The organism is Klebsiella sp. X13 (assembly GCF_003323835.1).
Classification (GTDB): domain Bacteria; phylum Pseudomonadota; class Gammaproteobacteria; order Enterobacterales; family Enterobacteriaceae; genus Klebsiella; species Klebsiella ornithinolytica.
The window spans coordinates 1,142,040-1,154,057 of record NZ_CP030874.1 but is presented as its reverse complement, the minus strand read 5'-3'; the positions used below and the strand labels follow the sequence as shown (position 1 = coordinate 1,154,057).

The 12,018-nt window shown below is 55.8% G+C and carries 11 protein-coding genes and 5 tRNA genes; 4 read left to right on the top strand and 12 right to left on the bottom strand.

Annotation, left to right across the window (positions count from 1 at the left end):
- Window positions 1–20 precede the first annotated feature (20 nt).
- The 4 genes from mprA to leuA all read left to right on the top strand — a co-directional run bounded on the left by mprA (window position 21) and on the right by leuA (window position 5,231).
- The gene (gene mprA / locus DSD31_RS05655) at window positions 21–551 is read left to right on the top strand and encodes a transcriptional repressor MprA (protein ID WP_004866799.1); all 531 of its coding nucleotides are present in this window, start codon (window positions 21–23) and stop codon (window positions 549–551) included.
- A gap of 130 nt (window positions 552–681) precedes the next feature.
- The gene (gene emrA, locus DSD31_RS05650; RefSeq protein WP_004866802.1) at window positions 682–1,854 is read left to right on the top strand and encodes a multidrug efflux MFS transporter periplasmic adaptor subunit EmrA; all 1,173 of its coding nucleotides are present in this window, start codon (window positions 682–684) and stop codon (window positions 1,852–1,854) included.
- Window positions 1,855–1,869: 15 nt separating this feature from the next.
- The gene (gene emrB / locus DSD31_RS05645; RefSeq protein WP_004866805.1) at window positions 1,870–3,408 is read left to right on the top strand and encodes a multidrug efflux MFS transporter permease subunit EmrB; all 1,539 of its coding nucleotides are present in this window, start codon (window positions 1,870–1,872) and stop codon (window positions 3,406–3,408) included.
- A gap of 146 nt (window positions 3,409–3,554) precedes the next feature.
- Window positions 3,555–5,231 carry a 2-isopropylmalate synthase gene (gene leuA / locus DSD31_RS05640; protein ID WP_113990876.1) on the top strand — a complete coding sequence of 559 codons (1,677 nt, stop codon included), beginning with the start codon at window positions 3,555–3,557 and terminating at the stop codon, window positions 5,229–5,231.
- On the opposite strand, the gene DSD31_RS05635 is transcribed toward leuA, so the two are convergent.
- From DSD31_RS05635 to csrA, 12 genes are all read right to left on the bottom strand, one after another.
- Window positions 5,189–5,977, bottom strand: coding sequence for an AraC family transcriptional regulator (locus DSD31_RS05635; RefSeq protein WP_004866811.1), 789 nt, complete (start codon window positions 5,975–5,977; stop codon window positions 5,189–5,191). The two genes, leuA and DSD31_RS05635, sit on opposite strands and share 43 nt — an antisense overlap.
- Window positions 5,978–6,028: 51 nt before the next feature.
- Window positions 6,029–6,544: an S-ribosylhomocysteine lyase gene (gene luxS, locus DSD31_RS05630; protein ID WP_004866815.1), complete on the bottom strand. Its 516-nt coding sequence runs from the start codon at window positions 6,542–6,544 to the stop codon at window positions 6,029–6,031.
- 163 nt (window positions 6,545–6,707) lie between these two features.
- Window positions 6,708–8,264 (bottom strand): glutamate--cysteine ligase, encoded by a 1,557-nt coding sequence (gene gshA, locus DSD31_RS05625; RefSeq protein ID WP_015585888.1) that lies wholly within the window; start codon window positions 8,262–8,264, stop codon window positions 6,708–6,710.
- Between the two features lie 198 nt (window positions 8,265–8,462).
- Window positions 8,463–8,891 carry a YqaA family protein gene (locus DSD31_RS05620; RefSeq protein ID WP_004866820.1) on the bottom strand — a complete coding sequence of 143 codons (429 nt, stop codon included), beginning with the start codon at window positions 8,889–8,891 and terminating at the stop codon, window positions 8,463–8,465.
- Window positions 8,888–9,454, bottom strand: a complete 567-nt coding sequence (yqaB, locus tag DSD31_RS05615) for a fructose-1-phosphate/6-phosphogluconate phosphatase (RefSeq protein WP_004866822.1) — start codon at window positions 9,452–9,454, stop codon at window positions 8,888–8,890. The genes DSD31_RS05620 and yqaB overlap by 4 nt, the downstream gene beginning before the upstream one ends.
- Before the next feature lie 120 nt (window positions 9,455–9,574).
- A complete protein-coding gene (locus DSD31_RS05610) occupies window positions 9,575–9,889 on the bottom strand; it encodes a BON domain-containing protein (RefSeq protein ID WP_004866826.1) in 315 nt (104 codons plus the stop codon).
- A 473-nt stretch (window positions 9,890–10,362) separates the two neighbouring features.
- Window positions 10,363–10,439, bottom strand: a tRNA-Arg gene (locus DSD31_RS05605).
- Between the two features lie 225 nt (window positions 10,440–10,664).
- A tRNA-Arg gene (locus tag DSD31_RS05600) sits at window positions 10,665–10,741 on the bottom strand.
- 95 nt (window positions 10,742–10,836) lie between these two features.
- A tRNA-Arg gene (locus DSD31_RS05595) sits at window positions 10,837–10,913 on the bottom strand.
- Window positions 10,914–11,111: 198 nt separating this feature from the next.
- Window positions 11,112–11,188 (bottom strand) — tRNA-Arg (locus DSD31_RS05590).
- 4 nt (window positions 11,189–11,192) lie between these two features.
- Window positions 11,193–11,285: transfer RNA gene (locus DSD31_RS05585), tRNA-Ser, on the bottom strand.
- Window positions 11,286–11,608: 323 nt separating this feature from the next.
- Window positions 11,609–11,794 (bottom strand): carbon storage regulator CsrA, encoded by a 186-nt coding sequence (csrA, locus tag DSD31_RS05580; RefSeq protein ID WP_000906486.1) that lies wholly within the window; start codon window positions 11,792–11,794, stop codon window positions 11,609–11,611.
- Window positions 11,795–12,018: the final 224 nt, after the last annotated feature.

Here is a 12,018-nt window from a genome sequence, read left to right as displayed (position 1 = left end):
ATTAATGAGGTCATACCCAAATGGATAGTTCGTTTACTCCCATTGAGCAAATGCTCAAGTTCCGCGCCAGCCGTCACGAAGATTTCCCTTTCCAGGAGATTCTGCTCACCCGCCTCTGTATGCACATGCAAGGTAAGCTACTGGAAAACCGCAATAAGATGCTGAAAGCGCAGGGGATTAACGAGACATTATTTATGGCACTGATCACGCTGGAGTCTCAGGAAAACCACAGTATTCAGCCTTCTGAGCTGAGCTGCGCGCTGGGATCGTCACGGACCAACGCAACCCGTATTGCCGATGAACTGGAAAAACGCGGCTGGATTGAGCGTCGCGAAAGCGACAACGATCGCCGCTGCCTGCATCTGCAACTCACCGACAAAGGTCATCAGTTTTTGCGCGAAGTTTTACCGCCGCAGCACAACTGCCTGCATCAGCTCTGGTCTTCTCTGAGCACCAGCGAGAAAGACCAGCTCGAGCACATCACCCGCAAACTGCTTAGCCGCCTTGACCAGATGGAAGAGGATGGCGTACTGGCGGAGTCGCTGCGTTAAGCGCGGGAACTGCTCAAAACTTTTTCTGGATTGACAAGGAAAAACAGACAGGCCAGCAGATCATCTGCTGGCCTTTCTGATAAACAGGTCGGCTCAGCCGATGTGAAATAATAAGATCGTGGAGAATAACATGAGCGCAAATGCGGAGAGCCAAACCCCGCAGCAACCGGACAGCAAGAAGGGCAAACGCAAAGGCGCCCTTCTGCTACTGACATTGCTCTTTATTATTATTGCCGTGGCATACGGAGTTTATTGGTTTTTGGTACTGCGTCATTATGAAGAGACCGATGACGCTTACGTGGCAGGGAACCAGGTGCAAATCATGGCGCAGGTGTCCGGCAGCGTGACGAAAGTCTGGGCCGACAACACCGATTTCGTGCAGCAAGGCGACCCGCTGGTCACCCTGGACCAGACCGATGCCCAGCAGGCATTTGAAAAAGCGAAAACCCAGCTGGCCGCCAGCGTTCGCCAGACGCGTCAGCAGATGATCAACAGCAAACAGCTGCAGGCGAATATCGACGTCAAGAAAACGGCGCTCTCTCAGGCACAGACCGATCTCAATCGTCGTATCCCGCTGGGCGCCGCCAACCTGATTGGCCGCGAAGAGCTGCAGCACGCTCGCGATACCGTCGCCAGCGCCCAGGCCGAACTGGATGTCGCCATTCAGCAATTCAACGCTAACCAGGCTATCGTGCTGAATACCCGCCTGGAACAACAGCCGGCGGTTCTGCAGGCGGCGACGGATGTCCGCAACGCCTGGCTTGCGCTGCAGCGTACGCAAATCGTCAGCCCGATTAGCGGCTACGTTTCCCGTCGTGCCGTGCAGCCCGGCGCCCAGATTAGCCCCACCACGCCGCTGATGGCGGTCGTACCGGCCACCAATCTGTGGATCGACGCCAACTTTAAAGAGACTCAGCTGGCGCATATGCGCATCGGCCAGGAAGCGACCGTCATCAGCGATATTTACGGCGATGATGTGAAGTACACCGGCAAGGTCGTCGGGCTGGACATGGGGACCGGCAGCGCGTTCTCACTGCTGCCGGCACAAAACGCCACCGGTAACTGGATCAAAGTGGTCCAGCGTCTGCCGGTACGTATTGAGCTCGATGCCAAACAGCTGGCTGAACATCCGCTGCGTATTGGTCTTTCAACGCTGGTTGAAGTGAACACCACCAACCGCGACGGCGAAATGCTGGCTAACCAGACGCGCAAATCCCCGGTTTATGAAAGCAATGCCCGCGAAATCGCCCTTGAGCCGGTGAACAAACTGATCGACGGTATCATCCAGGCTAACGCGGGATAATTCGGAGTGAGCGTAATGCAACCGCAAAAACCGCTGGAAGGCGCGCAGCTGGTCATCATGACCATTGCGCTGTCGCTTGCGACCTTCATGCAGGTGCTGGACTCCACTATCGCCAACGTGGCCATTCCGACCATTGCCGGTAACCTTGGCTCATCGTTGAGCCAGGGGACCTGGGTTATCACCTCCTTCGGGGTGGCGAATGCTATCTCTATACCGATCACCGGCTGGCTGGCAAAACGCGTCGGGGAAGTGAAGCTGTTCCTGTGGTCGACGGTGGCGTTTGCCATCGCCTCCTGGGCCTGCGGGATGTCCAACAGCCTGACGATGCTGATTTTCTTCCGCGTGATTCAGGGGATCGTCGCCGGTCCGTTGATTCCGCTGTCGCAAAGTCTGCTGCTCAGCAACTATCCGCCCGCCAAACGTTCTATCGCGCTGGCGCTGTGGTCGATGACGGTGATCGTCGCGCCGATTTGCGGCCCTATTCTCGGCGGCTATATCAGCGACAACTACCACTGGGGCTGGATCTTCTTCATCAACGTACCGATTGGCATCGCGGTGGTGGTGATGACGCTGCAAACCCTGCGCAGTCGCGAAACCCGTACCGAACAGCGGCGGATTGACGGCGTCGGCCTGGCGCTGCTGGTGATCGGTATCGGCAGCCTGCAGGTGATGCTTGACCGCGGTAAAGAGCTGGACTGGTTCGCCTCCAACGAGATTATCGTGCTGACAATCGTCGCGGTGATCGCCATCAGTTTCCTGATCGTCTGGGAGCTGACCGACGACAACCCGATCGTCGACCTCTCGCTCTTTAAATCGCGAAACTTCACCATTGGCTGTCTGTGCATCAGTCTCGCCTACATGCTCTACTTCGGTGCTATCGTGCTGCTGCCGCAGCTGCTGCAGGAGGTATATGGTTATACCGCCACCTGGGCCGGTCTGGCTTCCGCACCGGTGGGGGTTATCCCGGTTATCCTGTCGCCAATTATCGGCCGCTTTGCCCATAAGCTCGATATGCGCCGGCTGGTGACCTTCAGCTTTATCATGTACGCGGTGTGCTTCTACTGGCGCGCCTGGACTTTCGAGCCCGGCATGGACTTCGGCGCCTCGGCGTGGCCGCAGTTTATCCAGGGCTTCGCGGTGGCCTGCTTCTTTATGCCGCTGACCACCATCACCCTGTCCGGCCTTCCGCCGGAACGGCTGGCGGCGGCATCAAGCCTGTCGAACTTCACCCGTACGCTGGCAGGGTCAATAGGCACCTCGATTACCACCACCATGTGGACTAACCGCGAGGCGCTGCACCATGCGCAGCTCACCGAGTCGGTGACGCCCTATAATCCCAACGCCCAGCAGATGTATGACCAGCTGCAGGGATTAGGGATGACTCAACAGCAGGCGTCCGGCTGGATAGCGCAGCAGATAACTAACCAGGGGCTGATTATCTCCGCCAACGAAATCTTCTGGTTCTCGGCGGCGATCTTTATCCTGCTGCTGGGGCTGGTGTGGTTTGCCAGACCGCCGTTTAGCGCCGGGGGCGGCGGCGGCGGTGCGCACTAAGGTTTGACCTGAAGGGATCTGCGGATCCCTTTTTTATTGCCGGCGCTACGCCAACCTTGTCCAGTTCTCGCTAGTTTCTGTCCAGTTTGCTAAAGCAGCCCGCTCTGCGCTTCGGCAGGATAAAGATCCGACACAAGGAGAGAACTATGCTGACAAATCCCGGTGAAAAATATCGCCCCTGGCCGCCCATTTCCCTGCCCGACCGCCGCTGGCCGGACAACCCGATAACCCACGCGCCGCGCTGGCTCTCAACCGACCTGCGCGATGGCAACCAGGCGCTGGCCGAACCGATGGACGGCGCACGTAAGCTGCAGTTCTGGGATCTGCTGCTGGAGTGCGGATTTAAAGAGATTGAAGTCGCCTTCCCCTCGGCATCTCAGACCGACTTCAACTTCGTCCGCCAGCTGATTGAGGAACGGCGCATTCCAGAAGATGTCACCATCCAGGTGCTGACCCAGGCGCGAGAAGATCTTATCCTGCGAACCTTTGAATCGCTGCGCGGCGCCCATCGCGCCACCGTCCATCTGTACAACGCCACCGCCCCGCTGTTCCGCAAGCTGGTTTTCGGGATGGATAAAGCGCAGGTCATTGAGCTGGCAACCCGCGCCACTCGCCTGATTCGCCAGCAGTGTGAAGAGCAGCCGCAGACCCGCTGGCAGTATGAATACTCCCCGGAAACCTTCTGCTTTACCGAACCGGAATTTGCCCTGGATATCTGCGAAGCGGTAGCGGATATCTGGCAGCCCTGCGCACAACGACCGATGATTATCAACCTGCCAGCCACCGTCGAGGTCAGTACCCCGAACGTTTACGCTGACCAGATTGAGTTTTTCTGCCGCCATTTCTCCCGCCGGGCCGATGTCTGCATTAGCGTTCATCCGCATAATGACCGGGGGACCGGCGTTGCCAGCGCGGAGCTGGCGGTGATGGCCGGCGCCGACCGCGTAGAAGGCTGTCTGTTCGGCAACGGTGAGCGTACCGGTAACGTCTGTCTGGTCACCCTGGCCATGAACCTCTACAGCCAGGGGATTACGCCGCGGCTCAGCTTCCCGGAGATGAAACGGGTCGTGGAAGTGGTGGAGAATTGCAATCAGCTGCCGGTTCATCCTCGCCATCCGTGGGCCGGCAGCCTCGCCTACACCGCCTTTTCCGGTTCTCATCAGGATGCCATTAAGAAGGGATTCGATGCCCGTCAGCCCGGCGATCGTTGGGAGATGCCCTACCTGCCCGTCGACCCGCAGGACATCGGCTGTAGCTATGAAGCGGTTATCCGCGTCAACAGCCAGTCCGGTAAGAGCGGCAGCGCCTGGTTAATCGAACAGAATCACGGACTGAAGCTGCCCCGTGCGCTGCAGCAAGATTTCAGCCTGCACGTTCAGCAAGAGACCGATACGCATGGCAAAGAGATGACGCAGAATGCCCTCTGGCAGCTGTTCCGTTCCCGTTACGGGCTGGTTACTCAGCCACCGCTGGCGCTGCTGGAGTATAAAACTGACAGCCGACAGGACGGCCAGCTTGCGTTGCGGGGTACGCTGCGGGTCAACGGTGAGACGCGTCGCCTTCAGGGCCACGGTAATGGCCTGCTCTCCGCGGCCGCCAGCGGCCTCAGCGCGCTGCTGAAGCAAGCGTTCGTCATTAAGGACTACCACGAACATACTCTCGGTGAACGTAGCGACAGCCGTTCAGTGGCCTATATTCGCTGTATTTTCCCCAATGGCGACAGTCGCTGGGGCGTTGGAATCGATAATGACGTGGCGCGCGCCTCATTGCAGGCGCTGTGTCATGCGGTCGGCGCAGACGCGCAAGCCGGCGGACGGAAGTAATCGCTGGGGGCGACGCCCATCACCCGACGAAACATCGCGCTGAAGGCGCTATGGCTGCCATAGCCCAGATCGAGCGCCACCCGCAGCACCGATTGTCCCTGCGCCAGGCGAACCAGCGCTTCCATCAGTTTCGCCCGGCGCACCCATTCACTCCAGGTGAGCGTGGTCTGCTGCTGAAAATGGCGGTTGAGCGTGCGTTCGCTCATATTGCTCTCTTTCGCCGCCTGCTGGCTGCTCCAGGCTTGTCCCGGCATTTCCCGCACCTTGTGACATAAACGGCGCAGCGCCTCGCTCCGGGGCTCCAGCAGGCCAAATGGCAGCACCGCCATACCGCGAATCTCATCGAGAATGAGTTCATAAATGCGCTCATCGCGACTGCCGGGTTGATAGCGCTCCGCCAGGGCCAGCGAGGTCACGATCAGCTCACGCAGCAGCGGAGTGATCTGCACGATCTGGCACGAAGACGGCAGATCGGCCCGGGCGAGCGGATCGATAAACAGCGTGCGGGCCGCGACCTGTCCGGTGACACGCAGCGCGTGGGGCGTACCTGCCGGCAGCCAGACGCCGCGTCCGGGCGGGACAACCCAGTAGCCCACCGGCGTGTCAACCCGCACCACGCCGCTGAGAATATGCAGCAGCTGGGCGCAGTCATGCTGATGCCACGGTTCGCTATCACCGTGAGCGTAATCATGGGCAAATGGCACCAGGGCGCGGTGTTGAAACGAGAAGGTGAGGGTCGTCGACATAGCGGCGCAGGAATAGCGGCCCGGCGGAAATCGCCGGACCGACAATAAGCACTAGATGTGCAGTTCTTGCAGGGTTTCTTTCGGCAGGGCCAGCTCATCGTTGCTGTTGATGCGCACATCGCGCTCGATGATATGGCGTGCGATCTCCTGAGCTTCTTCCAGCGAGTGCATGGTATAGGTACCGCACTGGTAGACGTTCAGTTCCGGGATCTGCTTCTGATCTTTCACTTTCAGCACATCGGCCATCGCCGCTTTCCAGGCGTCGGCTACACGCTGCTCATCCGGCGTACCAATCAGGCTCATATAGAAGCCCGTACGGCAGCCCATCGGAGAGATGTCGATAATTTCCACACCATTGCCGTTCAGGTGGTCGCGCATAAAGCCCGCGAACAGGTGCTCAAGAGTATGAATCCCTCTTTCCGGCATCACTTCCTGGTTTGGTACGCAAAAACGCAGATCGAAAACGGTAATTTCATCGCCGTGCGGCGTGTTCATTTTCTTCGCAACGCGCACCGCCGGTGCTTCCATGCGGGTATGGTCGACTGTGAAACTATCTAACAACGGCATTCTTCACCTCCGATAGTGATTTTTTTTAAAATAAAATGAACTCTTCTTACACCCGCGAGTCTGAGTATATGAAAGACGCGCATTTATTATCATCATCATCCCTGAATCAGAGATGAAAGTTTGGCCACATTGATGTGGCCTTTTTCTTTTGTACCGCTTTTTGCTACGCGTGTCTTGCTAACAGGGCTTCAAACGGCTCGCTATCTTCCGCTTCCACCTTCTGCTGGCGCATCACTGAAGCTTCACGTTCAGCGATAAAATCATCTTCACGCAAAATTTCCAGCGGCTCTTCCCGCAGCATCGTACGATATCGATCGGCCAGCTCCCTACCGGTGCCGCCAATCCCTTCTTCAAGCATAGAACGCAGAATGCGGGCTGAGAAAGTTAATTCCGGATCGTCGAAGCTGGCAACCAGCTCATCACAAACCTGCTGGTAGGCTTCGCCACCGTGGATGCTATCTAACGTCTGCGCCACGCGGCGCAAATCACGGAACAGATCTTTACCCACTTGAGCCAGCGGGAACTGCGCGCTTTCGCAGCCGATACCCAGCGTCAGCCCCGGCTTACGGCCTTCCAGAATCACGCGATTCCAGTTGGTGCGCGTACACAGCAGCTCATCGCTGCTCATTTCCGGCGCATCGGCCAGCACGCACCAGACCATAAACAGGTCGAGGAAACGCACCTGCTGCTCGTCAACGCCAATCGGCGAGAACGGGTTGATATCCAGCGAGCGGACTTCGATATATTCAATACCGCCGCGCAGCAGCGCGTCGGAAGGCGTCTCACCGCTGCGGGTCACACGCTTCGGCCGAATTGGCGCGTAGAGTTCGTTCTCAATCTGCAAAATATTGCTGTTGATTTGCAGATGCTTGCCATCTTTCTCGAGGCCAATCCGGGCATACTCTTCCGACGGCGTTTTAATCGCCCGCTTCAATCCTGCCACATACTCGTGGAGATCGTTAAACGTAATCCCGAGATTGCTTTGCGACTTATTGGTATAACCCAGATCGCTCAGGCGCAGCGAGGTCGCATAAGGCAGGTAGTACATACCATTTTCCGCTTTCTCAAACGGCAGCGTCGTCGGTTTGCCCTGCAGGAACGAAGAGCAGATAGCCGGAGAGGCGCCGAACAGGTATGGGATCACCCAACCGAAGCGGTAATAGTTACGAATTGAACGGAAATAGCCGGCGGAAATCGCCTCTTTGCCGCTTTCCGCATCGTCAACGCCGCACTTCGCCTGCCAGAAAGCCATCGGCAGCGAGAAGTTATAGTGCACGCCGGAGATAGTTTGCATCAGCGCGCCATAGCGGTTCTTCAACCCCTCGCGGTACAGCGTTTTCAGACGGCCAATATTCGAGGTGCCATACTGCGCCAGTTCGATATCCTGACCAGGAGCAATATAGCAAGGCATGCTCAGTGGCCACATCCGCTCATCGCCCAGTTGACGAGCGGTATAGCGATGAACATCGCGCATAAAGGTGAGCATATGCTGAATGTCGCCATCAACCGGCGTAATAAACTCCAGCAGCGCTTCAGCAAAGTCGGTAGTAATCCATTTATGGGTCAGCGCCGAGCCAAGGGCCTGAGGGTGACCGGTCGTCGCCAGTGAGCCATCGGCATTGACGCGCAGCGTTTCACGCTCAAGACCACGTTGGATACCCTGAAGAGCCTGTGGATTTTTTTCCAGCCAGGCCAGCGCCTGTGATACATCCGGGATCAATTTGACCTCCCGCCTGTCGAAATCGTTTGAATAAGCATAATTGTAATGGTGACCATACAGGTTATCCCAGAAGACGTTACTGTTGCCGGTTCCGCGCGCGAAAACCGGATCGCACTGGCAGTACGTGCGGATTTCGGGCACAGCCGAGGTGTAAAATAACCGGTAACACGGCCTGTCGGGATAGTCTTAGTTCCACAATTAGTGCCACCACGTCATGCCCTGAAGCGTTACCACCGCAATGACGATATAGCGTAACGCTTTACCAAGGCATAAGAAAAAAAGTACCGGCCCCCAGGAGATGCGCATCCATCCCGCCAGCAGACACAGTAAATCGCCGATGACCGGCGCCCAGCTTAATAATAATGTGACCGCGCCGTAGCGCTTTAACCAGCCGGTTGCTTTTTCCTGCCAGCGCGATGTTTTGCGCAGCGGAAACAGGCGCCCCAGAATAACGTTAGTTACCCCTCCAAGGCTATTGCCGATTGTTGCTATTAATACCAGGGCCCACGGTTGGCTTGCCCCCGTAAGTAGCATAGCAACCAGCACAACTTCCGAATTGCCGGGAAGTAATGTGGCGCTCAAAAAACTACTGGCAAACAGCGATATCAGCGACAGTGCGTCGCTCACAGCAACCGAACGTCCACGGCATCCATCCCCGCACGCTTCGCCGCCTGCAGACCAAAATCAGCATCTTCAAAGACGACGCATGTTTCCGGCGCGACGCCCATGCGCTCCGCGCACAGCAGGAAGGTATCGGGCGCGGGTTTATGATTCTGGACATGATCGGCGGCAATCACCGCCGCAAAGTAGTGACGCAGGCCGAGGTGCGCCAGCAGCGCCTCAGCGACGGCGCTTTCGCTGCCGGTCCCGACCGACATCGGACGACGCCCGTGCCATGCCTTCACAACGTCTATCAACGGTAAGGGACGCACGCTGTCCAGCAGCATGGCCTTCACGGCCACGGTTTTTTCCTCCGCCAGACGGTGAGGATCTAAATCAGCGTGATTCAGTTCGATAATCGCCTGGGCTATACGCCAGGTCGGAGAACCATTGAGCGCGACCATCGCCTGCTCGTCGAAACGCATTCCGTAACGGCCCAGAACCTCGTGCCACGCTTTACGATGCGTCGGTTCGGTATCAAGGATGGTGCCATCCATATCAAAGATCAGTCCTGCGTAACGTTCGTACATCGTGTTCTCACAAACCGGGTAAGAAAACGTTACTTTATCGCAAAAGGCGCATGTTGTCGCGGCCAGCGCCTCAGGCAATAAAGGCGCCTTCGGGCGCCTTTATGTGACTCATATCATGATTTATTTGATTTTTAAATCGTTCTCAACCAAACGAACGCCCTGCACTCTGCGGGTGACTTCCACCGCGCGGCTGGCGTCCTTCGCTGATGAGACAAAACCACTCAACTGAACACGTCCTTTAAAGGTCTGTACGCTAATTTCAGAAGACTTAATATCTTTTTCGTTAAACAGCGCCGTTTTAACCTTCGTGGTGACGACGGTATCGTCAATATAGCCACCGGTACTTTCCTTTGTGGGCGATCCCGCACAGCCAGCTAACGATACGGCTACCAGAAGCGTCGCACAAAACGCAGGTATTGCTTTGAACCATTTCATGGATTTCTCTCCTTGCACTCATCTCACCCAAATCAGGTCGATACATACGGGTAAATTATAGTGGAAAGAGTCACTTGCCAATAAAAAAAGATCGCTCAGCATCGTTGAAAGAGATCCGCCGCCTGAATGGTCCAGGCCGCTTTTGCCAGAAAAGGCAGGCACAGAACGGATAAACGGTTTGGGATTTTAAGAAAAAGGAGAAACTGAAGAAGATGGTGCATCCAGGAGGATGACTCGTTTTACTCACCCTGCGGGCCGTTGCTCACGCAACGTTATCCTCCCTGGTACTGGCGATAATTTCGCAGACCATGAAGCGATAAATTTAATGTGAATCTGGAGAAGATGGTGCATCCGGGAGGATGACTCGTTTTACTCACCCTACGGGCCGTTGCTCACGCAACGTTATCCTCCCTGGTGCTGGCGATGATTTCGCAGACCATGAAGCGATAAATTTGATGTGAATCTGGAGAAGATGGTGCATCCGGGAGGATTCGAACCTCCGACCGCTCGGTTCGTAGCCGAGTACTCTATCCAGCTGAGCTACGGATGCATCAGGGAGAACTGCTTTACTACTCTGTCTTTCCTGGTACTGGCGATTATCTCGCAGACCGTGAAATAACACTTTCGCTGTTATCTCGGAGAAGATGGTGCATCCGGGAGGATGACTCACTTCGCTCGCCCTGTGGGCCGTTGCTTACGCAACGTTATCCTCCCTGGTACTGGCGATTATTTCGCAGACCATGAAATAACAGTTCCGCTGTCATTTCGGAGAAGATGGTGCATCCGGGAGGATTCGAACCTCCGACCGCTCGGTTCGTAGCCGAGTACTCTATCCAGCTGAGCTACGGATGCATCAGGGAGAACTGCTTTACTACATTGACTTCCCTGGTGCTGACGATTATCTCGCAGACCATGAAATAACACTTTCGTTGTTATCTCGGAGAAGATGGTGCATCCGGGAGGATTCGAACCTCCGACCGCTCGGTTCGTAGCCGAGTACTCTATCCAGCTGAGCTACGGATGCATCAGGGAGAACTACTTTACTACGCGTCAGTGTCACATCTAACACTTGCCACACTGAGTAAGATGGTGCATCCGGGAGGATGACTCGGCTTTCGCCTCGCCCTGCGGGCCGTTGCTAATGCAACGTTATCCTTCCTGGTGCTTGCGGTTATTACCGCTACCCCAACCACCTCTTCATTGCTGAAGAAATGGAAAAATATGGTGCATCCGGGAGGATTCGAACCTCCGACCGCTCGGTTCGTAGCCGAGTACTCTATCCAGCTGAGCTACGGATGCAAAATGGCGGTGAGGCGGGGATTCGAACCCCGGATGCAGCTTTTGACCGCATACTCCCTTAGCAGGGGAGCGCCTTCAGCCTCTCGGCCACCTCACCACACGCCTCTTACGAGTGCTTCGAAGAACTTGTTTCTGCTCTTCGTCGCTGCGATGGCGCACATATTACTTTCTGGTACTTATAAGTCAAACAATTTTTCGAGACCTTTTTCCGTTTGCACACTTACCGCGCAATTAGCCTGCAAAAACGGCAAAAAGAGTGTTTTATCAACAGGAATTCAGGGCTTTCGGCCAGCGGTAAGCAAAAGATTAATGTCGCGATCGATAGGCAATAAACAAAAATGGGAGAGAGCAGAAGAAGAAAAGTCAGAAAGAAGGACGGGAGCGGGGATGCGCCTCACGGAATCGCGAGGCGCGAAAACCTTAGTAACTGGACTGCTGGGATTTTTCAGCCTGGATACGCTGGTAGATCTCTTCACGATGCACGGAGACTTCTTTAGGGGCATTAACGCCAATACGTACCTGGTTACCCTTAACCCCTAAAACTGTCACAGTGACCTCATCTCCAATCATGAGGGTCTCACCAACTCGACGAGTCAGAATCAGCATTCTTTGCTCCTTGAAAGATTAAAAGAGTCGGGTCTCTCGTATCCCGGCATTATCCATCATATAACGCCAAAAAGTAAGCGATGACAAACACCTTACGGTGTAAGCAGTCACGGCATCACATTCTGTTAAACCTAAGTTTAGCCGATATACACAACTTCAACCCGACTTTATCGTTATCAGTGCTTCTCTCGCAAGCTACCGTTATCCAGGGATAACGGTAGCTA